We start from the raw sequence: 23,824 nt of genomic DNA, 5'->3' as shown, positions 1-23,824 counted from the left end.
GTCTTGCCCCTGCCCGTCTTCCGGTGGAAGACGAAGTCCTGGCACGCGTCGATGAAGGCGAGCGACCTGAGGTCGGCCTCCCCGTAGCCGTCGGGGAACGAGACTGACCTCCCAGAACTCGGCCGTCCTGCGCCTGAAGGACCGCCCGCCGCCCGGCATCGCCGCTCGGGAGTCCTTGGAGAGGAGCCACCCGAGGAACTCGTCCAGCCTTGTCGCCGTGTCGTCGTACCTCACCGTCGTCGACGCGCCGCAGGCCGTGCACCTCCACCGCTGGGACCCCGATGAGGTCCTGCCGTTGCGCTTGGTCCGACCGCCGCAGTAGGGGCAATAAACGGCCTTCATGGGCACCTCTTCCGAAAGGGTATTTAACGGTTCCGGAAAAGGTTATCTACCTGCGAGAACGATAGGCAACCGGACACACATTCTGTCCGAGCGGTTAAAGCGGGCACGGAATTTAAACGGCTGAAAAAGGGGCATCGACCTGCGCCGATGCCCCCAACGTGGACACACATTTTGTCCTATAAGCCCCATTATGTTGGTCATTCATTAACTATTAACATGGCTCTGATGATTTTGTGGCTATCAGATTTTCCATTTATGTCTACGAAACTGTTTCCGTTGCTTTTGATTATTTGCAGCGGAAACAGATGCGAGATTAAGGAGGACTTTCAAACTCGATTGAGGAGCCTGTTGAATTATACGAGTGTGAAGTCGTTCCCTCGTTATGTTGAGTTCCTGGTGCTTTTTTCGTAACGGTCGACTTGCCGCGTTTGATTCGTTTGTCGAAAATCGTCTAATAAATTAGTCATGATGGCAAGTCGTAACAGCTTGTTCTTTTTGACTCGCGGCGATTGTTTTGAGAAATAGGTGGCTCGGTGAGCTTGTAAACATCGCAAAGCTGTCAGCCTTAGGGCTATTTACTGATAATGATTTGCGATTCTAGTAAAAACTTGCATTTGCTCTTGGTCACCTACGCTATTTGGTTTTGTTGGATGCATTATTGTATTGGGTTGCGTGGGCCTCTCTCTAGTCAAGACTGTTGCGCCGGCAATGAGAATTCATGACATTAAAAATTGTTGACAGATATAGTATTGAGAACAAGTGTCACATAAAAGTTAAGAGGTATCTTATGGATATTGTCGATTATGTCTCTTTCAAAGAAGTATTTTGCTTCATCATGGGAATCAAGAGCTCTCCAAATAATGCCAGTGATGATTTGACATGCCATTTAAATCTCAGTTATCGAATTGAAGAAGAGTTTGACCCCGAGATTTCGGATGTTGAGAAGACAATTATTATAAATGACGACGACTTGAAACGCGAATATGATAAAGCGGTTGAGGCCATTGTTGATTTTCGTGGTATGGAATGGTTTTCAAATCGTAAGAACTATGAGTGTATGGTCGATATATCCGGATTATATGCAACTCATTATACAGATCAAATTTCATGTAAGTCGGTAAATGCTTTTGCTGAATTTAGAATGGGGCCGGCGAGCGTTACATATATTTTTTGTATTATATTAATGTTATTAAATGAAGGTTGTTTTGACGGCAATACTTTCAGAGGCAGAAATCCTTTTTTGCGACGCCTGAGATCGCATTCAATCACCGATGGAAGAACCGTATCTCATAATGTTGGTGATTGGATATCTGCTTTTGTTGAAATCACAGGTATTCTCTCCTTACGAATAACTACCAAAGGGTTTAGCAAACCGAAACAACTTCGTGAACGAGCGGCTTCCTTCCAATTTAAGTACATCTCTTGTTTAGATAGGCCGCTGAGGCTAATTTCATCGCTTGATGAGTTTTTAGAAAAAGGAAGTTATGGGAGGCTATTTGTTACGAAGTTAGAAATTGATTGTGTTCCGGATGTAAAATTTGACGAGAGCGCTGTCAATCATTTTTGTCTTGGCGTGTCTTCGAGAAGCCCATATTTGCAGTTTTTGTCCTTCTATCATTCGGTTGAATTTTACTTTAATTCCGCCTATCGAAAAATGACGACCGAATTGTTGAGAAACGAGCTCCAGTCGGTTGAATTTGCATACAACGATCAGTATCTGTATTCGATTGTTAGTAAGTTAGAAAAAGAAATATCCCATAAGAGCGAACTTGGTTTTGGAAATGAAAAACGTGAGCTTGAGTACTTGGTTGAGTCGTGTGTCCATGTGCCTCAGTTAATGAAATCCCTACGTCGCTATCGTTTCGATTGGCCTGCGTGGTATTCGAGCAATGGGGTTGAATTTGAATCTGATGCTCCAGTTATAGATTGGGAATCCGATAATGTGGCCGGATTAATAGCTTCCCGTATTTATAAAGTAAGAAATGCGATTGTTCACAGTAAAAAACAAACTTTCGGTGCGTTTATTCCTTTTAAGCACGATCGCGCATTTTCCTATGAGATTCCTTTAGTTAAATGTGTTGCCGAAGAGGTCATTGATAATAATTCTTCGCGCGTATAGCTTTCGCTTTAAATTCCCGTTTGGTTCATAGTCTTTGTGGTCAAACTTAGTATTGAGATATGAATTTCGTTTCGATTGGATGGCGATTATTTCGATACGGCCATGCCGCCGGTTGCGGATGGATGAGTCTAGTATTCACTGTATCTTCTAGATCAGGATTGACACGAGCGACCCCAGGCACCTTCCTATATTCTCAATGCGGATCGGGTGCCGCCGTTGGTTTGCCCGGGTATTCTCGTAGCTGATGCGGGGATCTGGCGTGTTGCGTCAAGAGGATTTGAGCAAAAAGGGCATCGGGATTTGAGCAGGGCGCGCGCCGGCCGTGCGCGCCCTTTTTGAGCACCTGCCCCTCCCGCATGAGGGCGTGACGCACGCGTTAGGACTCCCCACGGAAATGGACGAGCCTCCCGTGGTGGACGATGCGGTCTATGACGGCGGCCATCTGGTCGTCGCCGAACACCGATCCCCGCCTGCTGAACTCCAGGTTCGTGGTGATCACCACCGACTGTCTCTCGTAGGCGTCGGCGAAGACCTGGAAGAGGGGCCTCGCGCCGTCCCGCGTCGAGCGGCAGGACACGCCGTGGGCTCATTTGAGGTCGTGAATCAGTAGCGACCCCGGCGCTATCTTGCCGCTCATGGCATCCCTCACGCGCGCCGAGCTGGGCTTCCCGTGGCCGCAGACGACCTCGACGGGGTTCTTGTGGATATCGATGGCGACGCAGATGCAGAGCTTCTGGCGGGAGAGGCCGCGCTTGCGGGCCTGCCCGTAGCCCTTGGAGAGGTCGGTGTCGCTGATGTAGGTCTCGTCGACCCAGACGGTGTTGCGCATCACGATCCGGTCCCGGTAACCGGACACCATGGTGAGCGCGCGGTGCCGCCGCTCGAAGGCGGTCTTGTAGTTGACGCCGTACAGCTCGGCCGTGCGCTCGACGGGGACGTTGTGGCACATGAGCCTGATGAAGGAGGCTCAGACGAGGAGCGGCATTCGGCAGCGCTCGAGGACGGTCCCGGTGAGGGAGTTGAACCTACTGCCGCAGGATCGGCAGCGCCACCTCGGGACCCCGGTCGCGGCGGAGCCGCCCCTCCAGATTCCTCGTGCGCCGCACCCCGGGCATTTCGGGTCCGGCCGATAGGTCGCTGCGGCCTCGGCCAGCGTGCCGACGCCGACCTAGTCGCGGCAGCGCCTCCTGTCGACGGCTTCTCTGAGCAGCAGGAACTCGTCGGCGGTGAGGCCCGCCACGAGCGCCCTGAATGGGTTCGCTCTTCCCATATGGATCTGTCCCATCCGCCCGAGTGCCCACCCGGAGGGATTGTCGCCAAACAAAGATCCGGGTGGGCGCTCGGGCGGATTCTTTGTTTGGCTGGGAAGAGCATAGCATTCGGGGACCTTTCGGTCCCCGAATCATCACCTGTTATCTAAACTGTTAGAGACGAAAAAAGCTTGCTGAGTACGCTTGCTATCTTTTAATAGGGGCAGGTTTCCATCTGCCTTTATAACAATTCCCGTGCTTTGGACAACTGGACTTCCGATGCGGAGGACATTGTAAGATAATCTACCCTTAGTATCATTATTTTGATGGGGGATACAATATGAAAAAGGCGTTGCGTGTCTCAACAGCGTTTTCTTTAGCTGCTCTCTTGACGATTTCACCCTTGTTGAGTCCTGTAGCCGCTGCTTATGCTGCGACTAGCGTGCGATCTGTGGATATTACATCAGATGCTGCGTTCGCAGATGAGGCTGTAGCTTCACATGACGAGGGCACTGCCGACGGAGACATAGCTGTTGAGCAATCGTCGCCGGCGGACGTCGACGAATCGGCTGATGAGGATTTCGGTGTAAATGCTTCTTTGGCTGAGCCGCAAGCCGAATCGACGGATTCTTCTTTTCAATATATATACCTTGCCTATCCGAACCTTATTAGCGGGACTGACCAAGTCGTCGCGTTTGCAACTCCTAATGACAGCGATACTGTTGTTTCCGCAACGCTAAACTATGTGAGCGCCAATGGAGTTCAGGGAGCTGTTGACGCTTCAGCGCAGGCTGTTAATTCTGCTGCATTTACATTTGGCTCGAAGCTAGAGTTCAATACATACTTTCTTACTTCAATAACCTATGTCCTTCAAGGCGATGATGCTGAACATGAGATTGATCTCTCTGACAGGGATTATTCTTTTGCGGTTGTTGATGGCTCTGCTAATTCCGAGGGCACTTCCGTTTACTATGCAGACGGCGATGGCAATGCCGTTGAGGCCCAATCAATTAAACAGGCGTTGGAGTGTGCCGATTCACCGGACGGCATTTCTACTTATGCTGCGCGCTCGGCACGAAAAAACGTTCGGGTAATTGCCCTTGATGCCGGCCATGGCGGGACTGATCCCGGTGCACAGGGAAATGGTAAGAGTGAGGCGGATCTAACTTGGAAGATCGTTGCTGCTTGCAAGAATAAGCTTGAGACGTATGGTTTCAAAGTCGTTCTTGCTCGCGAGCAAAGCGGCGGCTACTCCGGAAATGATTACCTCCATCGTGTCCAACGATGCGTGAGCCAAGGCGCACAGGCCTTTGTTAGTTTCCATATCAATTCCGGTTCGCCTGTTGCACATGGCGCTGAGGTATATGCCCCCACTGCCAATGAATATGATTACACGCAAGTTTCTGTGGAGCTTGCGAATAAAGTAATGAACAACCTCGCTTCTATGGGGCTCAGCTATCGCGGTGTATTCCAAATGGAGGTCGGAGATGAGTTTGCGGTCATCCGTTGCGCCCGCGAACAGGGTATTCCCGGCATTCTAATCGAGCATGGCTTTATTTCTAATGCGGGGGACGTGTTGAATTATTTTAGCGATGAGGGCTGCAGGCGTCTTGGCGAGGCCGATGCCGATGCGATTATTGCGCAATTTCCTAAGTCAACTTGGCTCGATTATTCTTCCGTATTCGATGCTAATTACTATTTGTCGAATAATCCCGACGTTGCCAAGGCTACGGCTGGAAATAGCGATTTAGCCCTAGACCATTTTATTAACTATGGTATGAGTGAAGGCAGGCGCGGTTCTGCCACTTTTGACGTACAGAGCTACTTTAATGAATATCCAGATTTAAGAGCTGCCTTTGGCTTTGATTTAGTTAAGTACTACGAACATTTCGTCACAGCTGGAAAAGCAGAAGGAAGGCATGGGACTGGATGCTCAAAGATTGAGGGATACGCTACGACTATCAATGGCGTTGATTATTCTTCTGTCTACGACCCTTCTTTTTATCTATCGAATAACGAAGACATTCGCAGCGCTTTTTCTAAACGAAGCCCCGCTGGCGTTGTAATGATTGACGATGCTGCCGTGCTACGCCATTTCGTCAGCTGCGGCATGGCCGAGGGCCGGCGCGGGAGCAAGTCCTTCGACGTGCTGAGTTATTACAACAGGTACCCCGACCTTCGTCGCGCGTTCGGTGCCAACCTCACCGCTCTATACGGCCATTACCTCAGCAGCGGCCGCGCTGAGGGGAGGATCGCTACCGGATGCGATTCCCTCGCGGGCGCTGTCGTTTCGCAAGGCGGTACCGATTATTCCCCCGTTTACGATTTCGACTTCTATACCTCTAACAACGGCGACGTCCTGAATGCCTTTACGACTGTCAAGGGCGGCCTCAAGTTTGTTGACGATGCGGCCGTTCTGCGTCATTTCGTCAGCTGCGGCATGGCCGAGGGCCGGCGCGGTAACGAGTCCTTCGACGTTTACGGCTATCGAAATCGTTATGCGGACCTGAGGAAGGCTTTCGGGATGAGCCTGAAGAGCTATTACATCCACTATTTAAATTGTGGCATTAAGGAGGGGCGTAACGGCGCAAGTATGACTGGATACGAAGGTTTTATTATGTCGTCCGCCTATTCAACCTATCTAGATGCCGCCGATCATTTCACAAAGACCGTGGGTTCAAAAGGATTCCCTTCAGTCGTTTACACGGATAGGGGAGCGTCGAATATTAAAGATTTCTGCAAAATTCTATATGAAGAGGCTCAGTCGGAGGGTGTCTCACCTGAGGTTTTATATGGACAGGTGATGAAAGAAACGGGATATTTGAAGTTTGGTAATTTGGTTCAGCCTAATCAGTGCAATTTTGGAGGCCTTGGCGCCACTGGACCTGGTAACCCAGGCTACACCTTCGGATCTGTTCGTGAAGGACTGCGGGCACAGGTTCAACATTTAAAGGCGTATGGTTCAACGGAGTCATTGGTCAATCCGTGTATTGATGCTCGCTTTAAATATGTCAGTCGTGGCTGTGCTCCGAGAACTGTTGATTTAAATGGCAAATGGGCCGTGCCTGGCGTTGGATACGGTGAAAGCATTGATGCAATCGCCAAAGAGGTTATTGGTTAGGCTTTAAATAGTAGATTGAAAGATCTTAAATCGATTGGGTTAATTTGACTGACAATTTAAAGAAAAACATCACATGGAATACCGTTGGCTCGGTTGCATACCTCGCTTGCCAGTGGTTAACGACAGTTGCTGTAGTTCGTTTTTCATCAGATTTTAGCTATGCGGGTGATTTGTCTTTGGCAATGACAATCAGCAATCTATTTGTTCCAATCGGTTTATATAAGATTCGATCCTTTCAGGTATCTGATCTTTCATGTGAGTATTCTTCGGGGGAATACATTGGTTTTCGTCTAATCACAATAGTGTTGGGGTTTGTTTTCGTATTACCTTATGCATTCTTTACCTGTCAGCAGTCTTCCCTTCTCCCCGTTTACTTCTATTGCATATATAAGTCAATAGAAGTGATGGTCGATGTGTTCCACGGCATTGATCAAAAAGCAGGAAATATGATTTATTGTGGCATTTCGATGCTGCTGAGAGGCATTTTGTCACTTCTTGCGTTTTGCGCAGGAATGTATATCTCACATTCTCTTGTATTGAGCATCGTTCTAATGATTGCGGTGTCTCTCCCTGTAATGGTTGTTGATGTACGTTGGTCTTCGAATTTCGATTCGATCGTTCCTTCTTTTAGGTTCAAGGCGATGTCTGAACTGTTTTATAAGTGTCTTCCCGCTACGGTTGGGGTTTTTTGTTGCGCTGCAGTTACATCTGTGTCGCGTCAAGAACTTGCTGCTGCATTAGGGGCCTCAATGTTGGGCGTTTATTCCTCGGTTTGTTCTCCCGCGGCAATCGTTCAGGCGGGTGCTGTTAATGCCTATGCCCCTTTGCTCGGCGCGTTTGCGAGCGCTAGTGGGTCGGGGGATAAGAAAGCATTTAATACCATGTTGGCGAAGGTCGTTCTTGGCGCCCTTATCTTGTGTATTCTTATTTTGTTCGCTTGTTTTATCTGCGGCGACTACTTTTTGGGACTACTTTTCGGTGACCAAATTCATCAGTATTCTTTTTTGCTATACGGTGCGGTAATTAGCTCTCTGCTTACGGCGTTTATCGGTTTCTTTTCCGACCTGACAATTGTTAAAAGAAAGATGGTTGGTAATCTTGCTGGTAATTTAGTTGCTTTAATCGTTGTTGTCCCTCTTTCCAGCTTAATGATTCAGTCGTTCGGACCTAACGGGACAAGTATTGCAATTTCGCTTGCTTATTTTGCCGGATGTGTCGCGATGCTTCCATGCATTATTCGGAAGTAATGCATCAGTGATTCGCTAAATTCTTAGATATAAAAGTGAGCGGCTGACGCTTTATATCTACCTGCAATGACTTCTTCAACGCCAATGGGGGAGTTATCAGTTTTAGCGCAGGTATAAACGCTTTTTAATTCAAATTTATGCTCACCAGTCGTCTTTTCGTTTAGGATAAGAAACGTATCGGTAAGCTTTGTATTTACTTATTAATTGTTTAAGTTTCATTCATCTTTATTATTTTAATTGGAGCTTGAAATGTGCGATAGCGTATTCAAGGACAAGACCCTCATGATCACGGGCGGCACCGGCTCGTTCGGCAACACCGTACTCAAGCACTTCATGAACACCGACCTGGCCGAGATCCGCATTTTCTCGCGCGATGAGAAGAAGCAGGACGACATGCGCCACCGCCTGCAGGAGAGGTCCCCCGAGCTCGCCTCCAAGGTGCGCTTCTTCATCGGCGACGTCCGCAACGCCCAGTCGGTGCGCGACGCCATGCACGGCGTGGACTACATCTTCCACGCGGCCGCCCTCAAGCAGGTGCCCTCCTGCGAGTTCTTCCCCATGGAGGCCGTGCGCACCAACGTCATCGGCACGGACAACGTCCTGCACGCCGCCATCGACGAGGGCGTTGACCGCGTCGTGTGCCTGTCCACCGACAAGGCCGCCTACCCCATCAACGCCATGGGCAAGTCCAAGGCCATGATGGAGTCCATCATCTACGCAAACGCCCGCAACGGCGCCGGCCGCACCACCATCTGCTGCACCCGCTACGGCAACGTCATGTGCTCGCGCGGCAGCGTCATCCCGCTGTTCATCGACCGCATCCGAAAAGGGGAGCCGCTGACGGTCACCGACCCCAACATGACCCGCTTCCTCATGAACCTGGACGAGGCCGTCGACCTGGTGCAGTTCGCCTTCGAGCACGCCAACCCCGGCGACCTGTTTATCCAGAAGGCGCCGGCCTCCACCATCGGCGACCTTGCCGAGGCCGTCCAGGAGGTCTTCGGCCGCGTGGGCACGCAGGTCATCGGCACCCGCCACGGCGAGAAGCTGTTCGAGACCCTCATGACCCGTGAGGAGCGACTGCGCGCCGAGGACATGGGCGGCTACTACCGCGTGGCCTGCGACTCGCGCGACCTGAACTACGACAAGTTCGTCGTGGACGGCGAGGTGGAGACCCAGGCCGACGAGTCCTACACCTCCCACAACACCGAGAGGCTCGACGTGGCCGGCACCATCGCCAAGATCAAGACCGCCGAGTACGTGCAGCTGGCCCTGGAGGGCCGCGAGCACGAGGCGGTGCAGTAGGGTGCGCGTCCTCGTCACCGGCGCCAGGGGCTTCGTCGGCAGGAACCTCTGCTGCGCGCTGAAGAACGTCCGCGACGGCAAGGACCGCCGCGCGAAATACCAGCAACTCCTCCCCCTCGAGGTCATGGAGTACGACGTCGACTCGACGCCCGGTGAGCTGGACGGGTACTGCTCCCGCGCCGACTTCGTCTTCAACCTGGCCGGCGTCAACCGCCCCAAGGACCAGGCGGAGTTCATGGAGGGCAACTTCGGGTTCGCCTCCACACTGCTCGAGACCCTCGAGCGCCACGGAAACAAATGCCCCGTCATGCTGTCCAGCTCCGCGCAGGCGAGCCTGTCGGGCCGCTTCGAGGGCTCCGTATACGGCGAGTCCAAGCTGGCGGGGGAGGGCCTGTTCCGCGAGTACTCCGAGAGGACCGGCGCGCCGGTGCTCATCTACCGCTTCCCGAACCTGTACGGCAAGTGGTGCCGCCCGCGCTACAACTCCGCCGTGGCGACCTTCTGCGACGCCGTCGCCAACGGCCGCCCCTACACCGTCAACGACCCCTCCGTGGAGCTGGAGCTCCTCTACATCGACGACCTGGTCGACGAGATGCTGGGCGCACTGCTGGGACAGGAGCACCGCTGCGGCTACGAGGGCCTCGACCGCGTCGACGGTGACGGGTTCTGCTGCGTCCCCGACACCGACGTGAAGTCTCTGGGCGAGATAGTCTACCTGCTCGGGTGCTTCCGCGACAGCCGCGAGACCCTGTCGGTGCCCGACCTTTCGAAGGGCTCCTTCTCCAAGAAGCTCTGGAGCACGTTCCTTTCCTATTACGAGCCGGGGCACTTCGCCTACGACCTCAGACCCAACACGGACGCGCGCGGATCGTTCACCGAGTTCCTGCGCACGCCTGAGCGCGGCCAGGTCTCTATCAACGTCTCGAGGCCCGGCATCACCAAGGGCAACCACTGGCACATGAGCAAGTGGGAGAGGTTCCTGGTGGTCTCCGGCACCGCGTCGATCAAGCTCAGGAAGGTGGGAGAGGACGCCGAGGGCAACCCGTTCCCCGTCGACGAGTACGTCGTCTCGGGCCTCGACATGCGCCCCGTGGAGATGATCCCCGGCTACACGCACTCCATCACCAACCTGTCCGACACCGAGGACCTCGTGACGGTCATGTGGGCCAACGAGCCCTTCGACCCCGAGGACCCCGACACCTACTACGAGGAAGTCTAGAGGTTTTGACCAGATACGCTCACATTAATAGCGTTCCAAATGGATCCACTGGGCGCATTATGATGAAGGAGCATCTTGCTCTTATTGATCAAGGGTGCGAATCGCTTGCTTGCTGGGGCAGAAGAAGGCCTGCGAGCAGTGTCAGTGAATACTGTTTTGGGTCACCGGCTAATTTTATACTTGACGTTGGTCTTACTCTCCTTGACGGTAAGGTAGGCTTTCATTCGGTGAGGCAAACCGACGCGTTGATTCATCGTCTTGATGAGTTCGATCCTGACGTGGTTCACTTGCACAACCTCCATGGTTACTATTTGAATATTGATAAACTGTTTAAATGGTTGATGAAATCTGATTGTCGTGTTGTATGGACTTTGCACGACTGCTGGGCTTTTACCGGCCATTGCCCTTATTTCACCTATTCTTGCTGCAATCAATGGAAAACTGGATGTGGCGCCAAGAGGTGCCCTCAACTTATGGGATATCCTCCAACTATTAATTCTGCATCATGTAAATGGAGCTACGGGGCCAAACGTTCGATTTTCACTTCGCTGCCTTCCAATCGAATGACTATCATTACCCCTTCTAAATGGCTGGCTGGACTGGTTGCTTGTAGCTATTTATCAAAGTATCCGATTGAGGTTGTACACAATACGATTGATCTCAACGTTTTTAAGCCACGATCCAATAGTGAGGTTTTTAGCGTTAAGGAGAAATACGGCCTTGATTCGAGGAAGATTATTTTAGGGGTTGCCTCTCCATGGTCCAAGCGTAAGGGTCTTTCAGACTTTTTTGCCCTTGCGGATAAGCTTGACAAGTCCGAGTATTCTATTGTTTTGGTTGGACTGAGTGCTAAGCAGATGAGGCAACTACCTCCGGGGGTGGTTGGTATTCCGCGAACCGACTCTCAGATAGAGTTGGCCTCACTATATAGTTCTGCCTCCGTTCTATTCAATCCAACATACGAAGATAATTATCCTACGGTCAATCTTGAGGCTGAGGCTTGTGGGGTTCCGGTCGTTTGTTACGATGTCGGTGGATGCTCCGAGACCTTGCATAGGGACGATTCAAAACTTGTTGAATGTGGTGACGTGCTGTCCGCCTCATTATTGTTGGCTAAATACTAGACTCGGCTTTTAGGGAAAACTATGAATTCCAATATTTCTTTTAATAACGACGGTCGCCTGAAGCTGCTGATCATCGTTGGCACCCGCCCCGAGGTCATCCGCCTGTCCGAGGTCATCAAGAAGTGCCGTCGCCACTTCGACTGCCTGCTGGCGCACACCGGGCAGAACTACGACTACACGCTCAACGGCATCTTCTTCCGCGACCTGTCGCTGGACGACCCCGACGTCTACCTGGACGCCGTGGGCGCCGACCTGGGCGAGACCGTGGGCAACATCATCGCCGCAAGCTACAGGCTCATGGTGCAGGTGCAACCCGACGCGCTGCTCATCCTGGGCGACACCAACAGCTGCCTGTCCGCCATCGCGGCCAAGCGCCTGCACATCCCCATCTTCCATATGGAGGCCGGCAACCGCTGCAAGGACGAGTGCCTGCCCGAGGAGACCAACCGCCGCATCGTCGACGTGATCTCCGATGTCAATCTTGCCTACTCCGAGCACGCGCGCCGCTACCTCAGGGATACCGGCTGCGCGCCCGAGCGCACCTACGTCACGGGCTCGCCCATGGCGGAGGTCCTGCGCGCCAACCTTGATAAGATCGAGGCCTCCGATATCCTCTCCGAGCTCGGCCTGGAGCCCAAGCGCTACATGCTGCTGTCCGCCCACCGCGAGGAGAACATCGACACCGAGGCGAACTTCACGCGCCTGTTCACCGCGATCAACGCCCTGGCCGAGAGATACGACATGCCGATCCTGTACTCCTGCCACCCTCGCTCGCGCAAGCGCCTGGAGGCCACGGGCTTCCAGCTCGACCCGCGCGTGCGCATGCACGAGCCCATGGGCTTCCACGACTACAACTGCCTGCAGATGAACGCCTTCGCGGTGGTGTCTGACTCCGGCACCCTGCCCGAGGAGTCGAGCTTCTTCGCCTCTATCGGGTGCCCGTTCCCGGCGGTGTGCATCCGCACCTCCACCGAGCGCCCCGAGGCGCTGGACAAGGCCTGCTTCACGCTGGCCGGCATCTCCGAGAAGGGCCTGCTGCAGGCCGTCCATACCGCCGTCGAGCTCGACGCGGAGGGGTCGCTGCCCGAGGCGCCCGTTCCCGACTACGCCGACGAGACCGTATCCACCAAGGTGGTCAAGATCATCCAGAGCTACACCGGCGTCGTGGACAAGATGGTGTGGAGGAAGAGCATTTAATGACTAGCTCATGCGCTGGTAAAAAAATACTTGTCGTAACGCAGCATTTTTATCCGGAGACTTTTCGAGTCAACGACATCGTCGAAGGCTTTATTGAAGACGGTGCAAGCGTTGATGTCCTTTGCGGTATTCCAAATTATCCTTCAGGTGAATGGGCTGAAGGATATGGTTATTGTGGCCATCGTTGCGATGATTACCATGGTGCGTCTGTCTTTCGGTCTGGTGAAATACGCCGAAAGGGTAATACTTCGGCCCGCATTTTCCTGAACTTTATTAGCTGGCCGATTACTGCATCTTTCAAGGCGTTAAGGCTCAAAAACAATTACGACGTTGTATTTTGCTATAATACAAGTCCTATTTTGATGATAATTCCAGCAAGGTTTGCTGCATGGCGAAATAAATGTCCTCTTGTCACCTATGTCTTGGATATTTGGCCCGAAAATTTGTACACCGTTTTAAATGTCCAAAATAGCTTTCTGAGAGCTTTTGCCAAATCGTTTTGCGACAAGCAGTATGCTGCCTGTAATAAGTTGATTGCCTTGAGTGACTCTTTGGCCGACAACTTATTTCATAGGATTAAACCTTTGAATCCAGATATTTCGATAAGCGTAATACCTCAGCACTGTGAGGAGGTTTACGAACAAAAGAGTGTTTCACAGGAGCTGAGATCACAATTTGGAAGTCAGTGTGTTTTCCTTTTTGCCGGATCAATAACTCCCGCACAGGGCCTTGACACAGTTATTGAGGCATTTTCGTATGCAATCAAAAATAGTTCTGTTGAGATGAAGCTGCTAATTCTTGGCGATGGCATGTCCAGAGCGGAATTGCAGAAGACCGTTGTAAATAAGGGACTAAGCGAGTCCATTTTGTTTGTTGGGCGCGTAGATCCTGAAGTTGTGCCCATGTATTCAGATATTGCAACGGCAATGATTGCACCATTTGCTGACAATCCTGAGTTAGAGCTTACTATTCCGGCGAAAATTTCAAGTTGCATGGCGTCTTCGAAACCAATACTTGCTGTAATGCGTGGCGAAGGCGCCAATGCGGTTCGTTCTGCTAGATGCGGATTCGTCTCTAATCCCTCAGATGCTAGCGCACTTGCTAGCAACATGGTGAAAATTGCTTCAATGAATAAAGACGCCATTGAAGCTTTGGGATCCAATGGCTTCAATTATTATCGTGAGCATTTCTCGAGATTGGTTTGTTTGGATAAAATTAAGCAAGTTCTATTTTCAATATAGGTCCGATGTGGATCGTTGGGGTTTTAATGGATGACATGTTGCGGGTGTTGGTAATCATTCCTGCCTATAATGAGCAAGCCAATATTGTTCAGACTGTTTCGTCGGTTGTTGAAGCTGGCTATGATTATGTTGTTGTAAATGATGGTTCAACCGATAAAACTCTATCTATCTGTCGTCAGCATGGATTTAATGTCCTCGACCTTCCGCAAAATTTAGGCATCGGTGGTGCCGTTCAGGCTGGTCATAAATATGCGCTCAGGCATGGCTATGACATTGATGTCCAGGTTGATGGTGACGGTCAGCATGATCCTTCTTATATCGGGAATTTAATCGAGCCGATTATTGATGGTGCCGATTTAACCATCGGTTCCAGATTTGCCGTGCCCACGGAAGGCTTTCAGTCTACATTTTTAAGGAGAGTGGGTATCCGATGGCTTTCTGGTTGGTTGAGATTATTTACCGGAAAGACGATTAAAGATCCTACTTCTGGATTTCGCGCGTGCGGAAAAAAGGCTATAGACCTGTTCTGTAGGGACTACCCAGACGATTACCCTGAGCCTGAATCTATTGCCGCAGCATTAAAAACTGGTCTTTCAGTGGTTGAGGTTCCCGTACTTATGCGCGAGAGACAGGGCGGAGTGTCATCAATTTCTGGCTTTTCTTCAATTTATTACATGATTAAAGTTTCGCTTGCAATTTCCATGGCCTGTTTTGTTTATAGAAAGGCGGCTCACTAATGAGTATGATAATTCGTGTGGGCGCTGGCGTAATTTTTAGTGGCCTTTTCTTTTATGTCGTCTCCTTAGTCGGCAAAGGAAAGCTACTTTTAAAGTACTCGTTACTATGGCTCTGCCTGTGCGTGGTGGCGCTATTAAGCGTTTGCTTTCCGGAGTTGATTTATCGAATTTCAGGCTGTATCGGGTTTATTAGTCCTTCGAATTTTGCTTTTCTCGTCGCCGTGGTACTTTTATTGATGATTTCTCTATCTCTCAGTATTGCGATTAGCAGACTCGTTACGGCTTGCAAGAACTTAACTCAACGTATTGCGATACTTGAAAATGAGAATGATGTTTTGCGAAATCAGCAGGGTTAATTAAAGATGGAGTTTAGATTAACTGTATGAATAACTATTTAGCAGCGGAAGCTCGAAACCATCGTGTTTACAGCGGCTTGCATCACCTTTACCGTGCCGGAATTTTCGCCCTGCCGTTATCTTTTGCACTGATATATCTGTCTTTGTTTGTTAATTACATTAGTGCTTTCTATGGCACGGTTGGCTTTACAATTGCCAACCCGATGCTTAATGACGATTTGGCAGTTCTAATTGTTGCTGGATTGACTATTGTATTTGTCATTTCTGTAATCAAATTGGTGGAGTACAAAAGCGAATTTTTGTATAAATATCGATGGTTAATCGGTATGATTGTTGCGATGCTTGCCATCGCTTTTAAAATCAGCGGATCATCGCTTGGCATGTGGAGCATTATGCTCCCTGAAAACGCTGGCACTCCGTTTTGGGGTATACCGAGGTCCCTTCGAAGTGATGAGTTCTCAGTTGGAACCCTGTTTCAACTTTCTCAGTCCCATAATGGCTATGCTCCAATTTCGGAAATCCTGAGAGGAGATTTAACGGATGTCCGGATGGTTTATGGCGCTGCCTGCTGGAGCGTAATCACGTTATTTAGACCAGTGCTTTGGGGCTATTTGTTATTTGGTTTTGAATTCGGCCTTGCGTTCGCTTGGTCCGCGAAACTATGTCTAATGGTTCTCGTCTCTTTTGATTGTGCTTTTCTTATTATTAAGTCAAAGCCGCTCAGCTTGCTCTTTTCATGCTTGCTTTGTTTTTCGCCACTTATTCAATGGTGGGGCACGGGTGAGGTGATTCTTTATGGCCAAGCCCTTGTTTTGTTGCTGGATAGGGCGCTCTTTACTCAAAAAAGGAATATCAGGATTATTGCGATAGCTGCTATAGCATGGCTATGTGGTTGTTACATAATGCTCATGTACCCTGCTTGGATGGTCCCATTTTTCTTCATTTTTGCCTTGATGGGTGTATTTAGAACAATAGAGTATTGTCAAACTTTAAAATCTAACGATCAACATTCAGTTCTTGCATGGTCACTAAGTGATACTTTCGTTTTAGTGTTCTGCCTGTTGATCTCTGCGGGACTAATATTCCTTTCCTTCTTCCAGTCCTCCGAAGCAATGACATCTGTTATGAATACCGTTTATCCTGGTGCGCGCTTTGAAACTGGCGGAAGCGGACTTTCTGAACTTTTTTCCTATGCAATTCCACTCTTTTATGCCTTTGATTCACCGCTGGTTTCAAATGAATGCGAAATTGCAACCATTCTTTGTTTCTTCCCTCTTGGAACGCTTGCATCTTTGCTTTGTTTTATTAAAAGGCGAGATTGGCAGTTATCTGTGCTTACAGCACTTCAATTGTTTTTCCTAGTCTTTGCATTTATTGGTTTTCCGTCATTTCTATCTCGAATGACCTTAATGTATAACGTTCCTGTTCTGCGACTATTGTTTCCTATTGGTTACCTGGAACTTCTCCTATTTTTGATTTCTGTCGAAAAGGCTAAAGAATTCCAAGGGAATAGCAGCGCCATTGGTTATTTGCCAATTATCTTAATAATCGGTCTTATTCTGAGTTCAGCAATCCAGATTTTCATTCTTCTTTCTGCGAAATATCTTGTTGCAAGGATGCTATATCTGTTGATGCTTATATTGTTCTGTCTTTTTTCGTGCCTTTCGTTTTGCTCCTTTATTCTTGGTAAAAAATGTACCGGTTTATTCGTTGCTTTTGCGATTTGCTTCGGCGTAATTCCAGGTCTCTGTATCAATCCAATTCAAATCGGTGCGGCTCCGCTTACAGATACGAATTTAGAGTCTCTCGTTAATCAGTTTGTGGAAGAGAGTGATTATTCAGATAAATGGGTTGTCGATGGTTCTTGGACAGTTGCCAATCTTTGCGCTGCGTATGGAGCGCCTGTAATTAACTCCACCAATGCTTATCCTGATCTGGCGCGTTGGAATTCTATCGATGAAAATAACGAGAACGAGTATGCATACAACAGGTATGCTCATATCGTTGCTAATGTATTTGCTCCATCTACGTCATTTAATTCCACTCAGGATGATCTCTTCACAGTGAATTTGACTGAAGATGATTTAAGGCAGCTTAATGTGAAGTATGTTATGTCTAGTAGGGATTTGACAGAGTATTCATCTGTTGAATTGCAAATCACGCAATTAGGTTCAGCAAACGGGTTCTTTCTTTATAAATTAACCTATTAAGAATAAAGGGTTGTCGGTTTAACCCACAACCCTTTATTCTTCCTTTGCCTGCTCAGAATTAAAGCGTCATAATCTTTTTTAAATTTGATAATACAAATTCCCGCTGACGATATTGCGATTTATATACGGATCGCCCTTCACGTAATACTCTGGCCATAGGTAGTTGAGCAGTGAGTATTCCCTATGGAACCTCATTTTCTTTTCATTGCTAATTTCATAGCCTCGTGATAACGACTCGTAATGATACAGCTCGGTATCGGGTGTATATACAACAAGATAGTTGTGACTTCTCACTTTGAGGCAATAGTCAACATCATTAAAAGCAACAGCCAGTTCTTCTCTAAAGCCGCCGACTTCGTCGAATACAGCTCTCTTAGTCATGAGGCATGCTGCAGTTACTGCGCTTAAATCCTGCGTGCGGTCACATAGATTGAAGTAGCCCCATTTACCTCTGGGGTAGTCTTTTCCAAGGTGGCCGGCTCCAATTCCTCCGATACCGACGCCCGCATGCTGCAAAGTATTGTCGCTGTAGAAAAGTCTTGCGCCAACAATGCCAACTTCTTTTCTCGAACAAATGCCCAACATGTTTTCAATCCAGTTTGGAGTTATAACCTCTGTATCGTTGTTTAACAAGAGAAGGTAGTCGCCCTTCGCTTTGCTAGCGCCGAAATTCATCAACTTTGAGAAATTAAATTCCGCATCCCAATATTCGATGTGGATTGTATCGGGATACCTTTTCTCTAATTCGGAGTAGTACTCGAATGTTTCTGGGTTCTCGCTGTTGTTTTCGATAATGACGATTTCGTAGTTATCGTATGTTGAGCGTTCTATGATCGAGTTAATGCAGGTGTCGAGAACAGAGGGATGGTCCTTTGTCGGAATAATGATTGACACAAGTGGATGACTATCTGGAACTGCATAGGTAACTTTGTAAGTGAATGGGTCGTTTCCGCGGCAAACCTTTGCTGCGACGTCAAGCCTGTCCAAATGGGCCTGTACAGCTTTGACACCAGCATCCCATGCATATAGCTTTGAGTTCGGGTCGCCTGCAGTTGAGTTCTCGGTAATTCTCCAGTGGTACAGGATTTTAGCCACGTGCGCCACGTTCCGCGCGCATTCGATTGCTTTAAGCGTCAAGTCGTGGTCTTGGGCTCCATCGTACTGCTCGTCACCGTACTCTAGACGATCGAATAATGTTTTTCTGATTGCAAGAAAATGACAAATATAATTAACGCCTCGCAGCAAATCGATGCTTAAATCTGGCTTAAAGAACGGATCACCATAGCTGCCATTTGCAAACAGCTTGTCTTCGTCGCAGTAAATCAGATCGATATTGGTTTCAGCATTTATCGCATGCGCATATTCATAAAGCGCCGAGGGTTCGAGAGTGTCGTCGTGGTCTAAGAAGCAAATAAAATCACCATTCGCTGCTTTTGTCCCCTCAAGAGTGTTTTTGGAAATGCCGGAATTGTTCGCTAGCTCTATCACCCTAATGCGAGCGTCTTGATTCTTAGCGGTTTCGATCATATCTACAAGCGTGCTGTTATCTGGGCTTGCATTGACCAGCACAAGCTCCCAGTTCGCATAACTCTGTTTAAGAACTGATTCCACCATTTCCCTGAACAAATTATCGGGTGTGTTGAATAGGGGAACGACGATGCTAAACAAAGGCATTTTCTTGAAGGTAACCATCGATTGTTTTTCGAGCATCGCCGAGCTTGCCTTGTGTTGTTCAAGCCATTTTGGATATGCAGTTGGATCAATCGAAATAGGTTTCATCTTCGACGTGGTTAAAATGCGCAGCTTTTCGAGCTCTTCATTGTCCACAACAGCGAAGCTGTTAAAGCTCGGATGGTTGTCGTCTTCGATTGTGAAGATTAGCCTATTTGTGCTATTTGGGATTCGGACCGAGTATTGAATCTCGCGACGTTTTTTATTGGGGGCAAACCACAACGGAATCGTAATGTCATCGGTGGTGATCGGCTCGATCTCAATGCGATTCATTGAGGTATCGAAGCAGTTGATAACAATTATGTTGTTGTCGCGCTGAGGAAGTTTTACAGAGCAACGCAGAATGGCCTCATCTCCATCTTCGATAAACTCGTGAAAACGCATGCTTGCTACATCCAAGTCATGCTTATCGTCATAGTTCCTTATGGAATGGGACAAATCATTTTTAATTTTGTAGTTTAATCTTGACGCCCATTTTGCCGTGCCAAAGCTGATTTTAATGGCATCATAGATATATTGCGCACTCAAATCATTAATCTGAATATCGCAATCACCAGTTCCGAGGTCGGGAAGAACTATGACGTATTGATTGTTATTTGACTCGTATGGATAGATTGAGCTTGGTATTGTCGTTCCGTCGCTCTTTGCTGCTGTCACCTGAATATTTGATGCATCTGTCTTAACATTCTTTAGAAGAACGTACACCTTCCCGCTTCCACGGCAAATACAATCCATGTTAATTTTCATTTCAATTTACCTTTCTGTTGCACTGAAGATGTCTGTGCTATTTCACTTTGATCTAGGGTTTATTCTTACATTGAATTAACCCAGTACAGGTAGCCTCTCTATTCTTTCTTGGTATCGAATGCGCGCTGCTGTAATTCGACGTTCATGCCATGTGACCATAGTTGAATTGCTTTGCTCGTCTAGCGGATGAATATTTTCATACCCAATTGGATGCATATACTCTTTAGGATTCGCTATATACATTTGCGTTGCTTCGAGATTCCCACTGCACTTGCTTCTTAAATCGGGATTTCCATTCAGAAGAGAGCCAATAGAAAAATGAGGATGCGCAACTCGATGTTCGTTAATGCCGATTGCAATGAAATGTTCCAGCGCTCCATGGGGGTCGTCTTTATATCTATCGAATAAATCCTCGTAATGATTTACATAAAAGGAATAATCAAATACAGATGAATAGTCTACTCCGTTAAATATGGCATTCGTAGAGCAAGCGCATGTAAGTTGCGGTCTCCTTTGAGGCCACGTGCTTTGATCGATCGTAAGGGCCTCTTTATTTATTGGGTTAAAGATGTGGCATTCATAGCATCTTATGTCTTCCTTTTTAAGGAAGACATTGAATAGTCGTTCTGAGATAAAGCCAGGCATCCTTTGTTGATAGCTATCGCGACCACTTATATAGTCAATTCGCTTCTCAAGCTTTTTTTCGATTTTGAAAAGCCATTTACAATATCGGTCCATCAGCTCTTTTTTGCAAATAATCATATTGCATGGTGAAAAAGAGCACTCCTCACAAATTGCTTCATCAAAAGCATCCAAGTAGCCAGGGCATTTCGTTCTGATGATTTCCCTTGCCTGTAGCAGATCTGTCGAAGAGTGGATCACTCTATATTGCTCAGCAACAGTGATTAAGTTGCATCCGATTGAGCTTGTGCAGGGTTCTTTGGCTGCAACAATACAGTCATACTTAGTAAGAATGTTCTCAATTTCATAGTCTCTGAGCATCTGCTTCGAGTCGTTGGGGGACTCAAATGCCCTTCGATAATGCGTGAGCCCAACTATCGACTCAGGAGAATTCTTCCATATCCAATAGAGGCCGGTAAGCTCACAGTAGTGCTTGTTTTTCTGGGAAATATTATCGCCTTGATCGTCGTACAGCCATCCAGCTTGTCGATTTTCCGCTGGAATGGAGCTTGCCCCGACGAAGAGCGGCTGGTAAGGCGCCTGTGCATCAATGTCAAAGTGCTTATGAGCTGCGATGTAAATCTTCACTGTTCCTGACGCTCTTTCCGTGCCGAGGCAATTAGATGCCCTGTTCAATGGGTATCGCTCATATATTTTTTAATTGATATGACCGATAGAGTTTATTATATAAGTCGTAACAAAATGAGTTATATGACACGGAGGACTACATGAAAGGCATCATCCTCGCCGGCGGTTCCGGCACGCGCCTGTACCCGCTCACGCTCGTGACCTCCAAGCAGCTGCTTCCGGTCTACGACAAGCCCATGATCTACTACCCGCTGTCCACCCTCATGCTGGCGGGCATCCGGGACATCCTGGTCATCTCCACGCCGACCGACCTGCCCAACTTCGAGCGCCTGCTCGGGGACGGCTCGCGCTACGGCGTGAACCTGTCCTACGCCGAGCAGCCCTCTCCGGACGGCCTCGCGCAGGCCTTCACCATCGGTGAGGAGTTCATTAACGGCGAGCCGTGCGCACTGGTGCTCGGCGACAACATCTTCTACGGCAACGGCCTGTCGCGCCACCTTACGCGCGCCGTGCAGAACGCAGAGTCGGGCCGCGCCACGGTCTTCGGCTACCACGTCGACGACCCCGAGCGCTTCGGCGTCGTGGAGTTCGATCGCGAGGGGAGGGCCGTCTCCATCGAGGAGAAGCCCGCCGAGCCCAAGAGCTCCTACGCCGTCACCGGCCTGTACTTCTACCCGGGCGACGTGGCCGCCAAGGCGCATGAGGTCAAGCCGTCCGCGCGCGGCGAGCTGGAGATCACCACGCTCAACCAGATGTACCTGGAGGAGGGGACGCTGTCCGTCGTGACGCTGGGACGCGGGTATGCGTGGCTCGACACCGGCACCATGGAGAGCCTGCACGAGGCCGCGGAGTTCGTCCGCGCCGTCGAGCACTCCCAGGACCTGCCGGTCTCGGTCCCCGAGGAGATCGCCTGGGAGAACGGCTGGATCACGACCGCCGAGCTGGAGGAGGCCGCCAAGGCCTACGGCAAGTCGGTCTACGGGCAGCACCTCAAGAAGGTCGCCGCCGGCGAGATCGTCAACAGCCCGCGCGAGTACTAGCGCAAGCTTGTTTTCTTTTAGGGGTCACCGTTTATCTGGTGGCCCCTTTCGTTATGATTACGTTGACCATAAAGACAATATGATTGGAAGTGGATGTGTTAAGCGTCTACTTTGGCGATATGCCAGAAGCGATTTACAACACAGCGACATATTTCAAAAACTCTTACCGGTCTTCTTGGATTACGGATCCCTATGCAGTCTCGATAATTAAAGATGTCGATCGATCGGATGTTGTCTCCGAGAACGTCATCGAAAGCCCCGTGCTTGGATCTATCTCCCCACTCCAGCTTTCTGGTGGCGTGAAAACGCTGCTGCTTATGAGATTTGATCGTAAGCATATTTTTAACGCTTCTACCTGTGGTGACAACTGTGCCAAGTGGATTCTCGACATGGCGAAAGACCGCAAGCTCGTTGTGAATCTCTATCATGTGATGGACTTTGGTCGCGAGGATTTTAAAATCAAAGTCGTGAATAGCGGCCGAATCGTTCACAATATGGCCGAATTGATTCACGAGTCGATTCCGTATCTGTAGGTGCTGCTTATGAACGGTTCGCATCTCGTTAAGATTTCCCGCCGCAGGGGAACCAAGTACACATTTACCATCAAGCGGAACATCACTATTGTGCGTGGCGATAGCGGCACGGGTAAGACGACACTGTTTGACATGGTCGCAGACTACATGCGAACGGGCGAGCAGTCGGGTGTTTCCTTGCAATGTGATTGTCCCTGTGTCGCTTTGACCGATTATGATTGGCGAAACCAGCTTTCGTCCGTTCATGACTCGATTGTATTTGTCGATGAGGGCTTAAAAGAGATTCATTCTGATGAGTTTGCCCATCATGTGCTGTATTCCTCGAATTATTTCGTGCTGATCTCAAGGGCTGATTTCCCCAATCTTCCGTATAGCGTGGATGAGATTTACAAGATTAAGACGAGCGGAAAATACCATTCTTTCATCCCTGTTTATCAAGATCGCGGGAATCATCGTTATGCTATTTCCCGGTCGGCGCCAAAACAGGACTTTTCTATCCTTCTATGCGAGGACAGTAGGTCTGGTTTCCAGTTCTTTGAACGGCATTTCGCTGACAGTGAGCTTACCTGTACTTCGGCCATGACGAACAGCGCGATTTTGCGCTGGTTGGATCAGCATCTCGACGATCGCGTGTTTGTTGTTGCGGACGGAGCGGCATTTGGGTGCTATGCGGACCGCGTCCTTAAACTGCAAGACATTCACCGCGATACTGTTACGGTTTGTCTTCCCGAGTCGTTCGAATGGCTTCTGCTGAGCTCCGGCGTAATTTCAGGGCTAGATGTTAAGACGGTTTTGGAAACCCCAGAAGCCTTTGTAAACAGTGAGAAGTTTAAAAGCTGGGAGGATTTCTTCTATAAGTACTTACGTGAAATAACTGGGGATTCGGTTTTTCACTACGACAAGGACTGCATTCCGGAGGCGTTTTGTACGGGAGGTAATTCTGCGAAGGTTATGGCTCTTATCGCATGCCGAAATGTCCGATAGTTTTGTTGAATAGTGTCGCGTCGTCACTTCCTGCGGCATACTAAAGAAGCTG

At 49.2% G+C, this 23,824-nt stretch carries 18 protein-coding genes; 14 read left to right on the top strand and 4 right to left on the bottom strand.

Annotated elements, in window-relative coordinates:
- The first annotated feature begins 1,129 nt into the window (after positions 1-1,129).
- Positions 1,130-2,461: a hypothetical protein gene (locus DWY05_RS09875; protein ID WP_147335217.1), complete on the top strand. Its 1,332-nt coding sequence runs from the start codon at positions 1,130-1,132 to the stop codon at positions 2,459-2,461.
- 376 nt (positions 2,462-2,837) lie between these two features.
- Here the strand turns inward: DWY05_RS09875 and DWY05_RS00755 are convergent, their stop codons facing one another.
- Together DWY05_RS00755 and DWY05_RS00750 are read right to left on the bottom strand one after the other, a co-directional pair.
- Complete coding sequence (locus DWY05_RS00755; RefSeq protein WP_117821336.1) at positions 2,838-3,038, bottom strand: ATP-binding protein; 201 nt, start codon at positions 3,036-3,038, stop codon at positions 2,838-2,840.
- A 9-nt stretch (positions 3,039-3,047) separates the two neighbouring features.
- The gene (locus DWY05_RS00750) at positions 3,048-3,410 is read right to left on the bottom strand and encodes a hypothetical protein (protein ID WP_117821335.1); all 363 of its coding nucleotides are present in this window, start codon (positions 3,408-3,410) and stop codon (positions 3,048-3,050) included.
- Between the two features lie 641 nt (positions 3,411-4,051).
- On the opposite strand from DWY05_RS00750, the gene DWY05_RS00740 reads away from it, so the two are divergent.
- The 10 genes from DWY05_RS00740 to DWY05_RS00695 all read left to right on the top strand — a co-directional run bounded on the left by DWY05_RS00740 (position 4,052) and on the right by DWY05_RS00695 (position 17,468).
- Positions 4,052-6,832 (top strand): N-acetylmuramoyl-L-alanine amidase, encoded by a 2,781-nt coding sequence (locus DWY05_RS00740; RefSeq protein WP_117837156.1) that lies wholly within the window; start codon positions 4,052-4,054, stop codon positions 6,830-6,832.
- Positions 6,833-6,876: 44 nt separating this feature from the next.
- Positions 6,877-8,079, top strand: a complete 1,203-nt coding sequence (locus DWY05_RS09870) for a lipopolysaccharide biosynthesis protein (protein ID WP_147335216.1) — start codon at positions 6,877-6,879, stop codon at positions 8,077-8,079.
- 249 nt (positions 8,080-8,328) lie between these two features.
- Positions 8,329-9,384 carry a polysaccharide biosynthesis protein gene (locus DWY05_RS00730; protein WP_117837155.1) on the top strand — a complete coding sequence of 352 codons (1,056 nt, stop codon included), beginning with the start codon at positions 8,329-8,331 and terminating at the stop codon, positions 9,382-9,384.
- Between the two features lies 1 nt (position 9,385).
- A complete protein-coding gene (locus DWY05_RS00725) occupies positions 9,386-10,603 on the top strand; it encodes an NAD-dependent epimerase/dehydratase family protein (RefSeq protein WP_117837154.1) in 1,218 nt (405 codons plus the stop codon).
- Positions 10,604-10,662: 59 nt separating this feature from the next.
- Positions 10,663-11,727 (top strand): glycosyltransferase, encoded by a 1,065-nt coding sequence (locus tag DWY05_RS00720; protein ID WP_117820527.1) that lies wholly within the window; start codon positions 10,663-10,665, stop codon positions 11,725-11,727.
- A gap of 21 nt (positions 11,728-11,748) precedes the next feature.
- Positions 11,749-12,924: a non-hydrolyzing UDP-N-acetylglucosamine 2-epimerase gene (gene wecB, locus DWY05_RS00715; protein ID WP_117820528.1), complete on the top strand. Its 1,176-nt coding sequence runs from the start codon at positions 11,749-11,751 to the stop codon at positions 12,922-12,924.
- The gene (locus DWY05_RS00710) at positions 12,906-14,165 is read left to right on the top strand and encodes a glycosyltransferase family 4 protein (RefSeq protein WP_147335197.1); all 1,260 of its coding nucleotides are present in this window, start codon (positions 12,906-12,908) and stop codon (positions 14,163-14,165) included. Before wecB ends, DWY05_RS00710 begins: the two co-directional genes overlap by 19 nt.
- A gap of 26 nt (positions 14,166-14,191) precedes the next feature.
- On the top strand, positions 14,192-14,902 hold the full coding sequence (locus DWY05_RS00705; protein ID WP_233502336.1) for a glycosyltransferase family 2 protein: 711 nt from the start codon (positions 14,192-14,194) through the stop codon (positions 14,900-14,902).
- A complete protein-coding gene (locus DWY05_RS00700) occupies positions 14,902-15,258 on the top strand; it encodes a DUF2304 domain-containing protein (RefSeq protein WP_117820530.1) in 357 nt (118 codons plus the stop codon). The genes DWY05_RS00705 and DWY05_RS00700 overlap by 1 nt, the downstream gene beginning before the upstream one ends.
- 26 nt (positions 15,259-15,284) lie before the next feature.
- Positions 15,285-17,468, top strand: coding sequence for a hypothetical protein (locus DWY05_RS00695; RefSeq protein WP_117820531.1), 2,184 nt, complete (start codon positions 15,285-15,287; stop codon positions 17,466-17,468).
- Between the two features lie 78 nt (positions 17,469-17,546).
- On the opposite strand, the gene DWY05_RS00690 is transcribed toward DWY05_RS00695, so the two are convergent.
- On the bottom strand, positions 17,547-19,946 hold the full coding sequence (locus DWY05_RS00690) for a glycosyltransferase (protein ID WP_117820532.1): 2,400 nt from the start codon (positions 19,944-19,946) through the stop codon (positions 17,547-17,549).
- Between the two features lie 75 nt (positions 19,947-20,021).
- On the bottom strand, positions 20,022-21,215 hold the full coding sequence (locus DWY05_RS00685) for a DUF4422 domain-containing protein (protein ID WP_158558678.1): 1,194 nt from the start codon (positions 21,213-21,215) through the stop codon (positions 20,022-20,024).
- A gap of 140 nt (positions 21,216-21,355) precedes the next feature.
- Between DWY05_RS00685 and rfbA the strand changes: the two genes are divergently transcribed.
- The 3 genes from rfbA (at position 21,356) to DWY05_RS00670 (ending at position 23,772) form a co-directional block, all read left to right on the top strand.
- Positions 21,356-22,255: a glucose-1-phosphate thymidylyltransferase RfbA gene (gene rfbA, locus DWY05_RS00680; protein ID WP_117820534.1), complete on the top strand. Its 900-nt coding sequence runs from the start codon at positions 21,356-21,358 to the stop codon at positions 22,253-22,255.
- 89 nt (positions 22,256-22,344) lie between these two features.
- Complete coding sequence (locus DWY05_RS00675) at positions 22,345-22,788, top strand: DUF4869 domain-containing protein (protein ID WP_233503980.1); 444 nt, start codon at positions 22,345-22,347, stop codon at positions 22,786-22,788.
- Between the two features lie 9 nt (positions 22,789-22,797).
- Positions 22,798-23,772, top strand: coding sequence for a hypothetical protein (locus tag DWY05_RS00670; protein WP_117790442.1), 975 nt, complete (start codon positions 22,798-22,800; stop codon positions 23,770-23,772).
- The last annotated feature ends 52 nt before the right edge of the window (positions 23,773-23,824 follow it).

Source organism: Collinsella sp. AF23-4AC (assembly GCF_003462685.1).
In the GTDB taxonomy this organism is placed as follows: Bacteria; Actinomycetota; Coriobacteriia; order Coriobacteriales; family Coriobacteriaceae; genus Collinsella.
Note: the sequence above shows the minus strand (reverse complement) of the source record. Positions and strands in the feature narration are given on the sequence as shown.

Bases quoted from the DNA above. Each gene is read 5' to 3' on its own strand.
- rfbA (WP_117820534.1), top strand. From the start codon at position 21,356: ATGAAAGGCATCATCCTCGCCGGCGGTTCCGGCACGCGCCTGTACCCG.
- DWY05_RS00700 (WP_117820530.1), top strand. From the start codon at position 14,902: ATGAGTATGATAATTCGTGTGGGCGCTGGCGTAATTTTTAGTGGCCTT.
- DWY05_RS00695 (WP_117820531.1), top strand. From the start codon at position 15,285: ATGAATAACTATTTAGCAGCGGAAGCTCGAAACCATCGTGTTTACAGC.
- DWY05_RS00705 (WP_233502336.1), top strand. From the start codon at position 14,192: ATGGATGACATGTTGCGGGTGTTGGTAATCATTCCTGCCTATAATGAG.
- wecB (WP_117820528.1), top strand. From the start codon at position 11,749: ATGAATTCCAATATTTCTTTTAATAACGACGGTCGCCTGAAGCTGCTG.
- DWY05_RS00740 (WP_117837156.1), top strand. From the start codon at position 4,052: ATGAAAAAGGCGTTGCGTGTCTCAACAGCGTTTTCTTTAGCTGCTCTC.
- DWY05_RS00730 (WP_117837155.1), top strand. From the start codon at position 8,329: ATGTGCGATAGCGTATTCAAGGACAAGACCCTCATGATCACGGGCGGC.
- DWY05_RS00690 (WP_117820532.1), bottom strand. From the start codon at position 19,946: ATGAAAATTAACATGGATTGTATTTGCCGTGGAAGCGGGAAGGTGTAC.
- DWY05_RS00670 (WP_117790442.1), top strand. From the start codon at position 22,798: ATGAACGGTTCGCATCTCGTTAAGATTTCCCGCCGCAGGGGAACCAAG.
- DWY05_RS00750 (WP_117821335.1), bottom strand. From the start codon at position 3,410: ATGTGCCACAACGTCCCCGTCGAGCGCACGGCCGAGCTGTACGGCGTC.
- DWY05_RS00720 (WP_117820527.1), top strand. From the start codon at position 10,663: ATGATGAAGGAGCATCTTGCTCTTATTGATCAAGGGTGCGAATCGCTT.
- DWY05_RS09875 (WP_147335217.1), top strand. From the start codon at position 1,130: ATGGATATTGTCGATTATGTCTCTTTCAAAGAAGTATTTTGCTTCATC.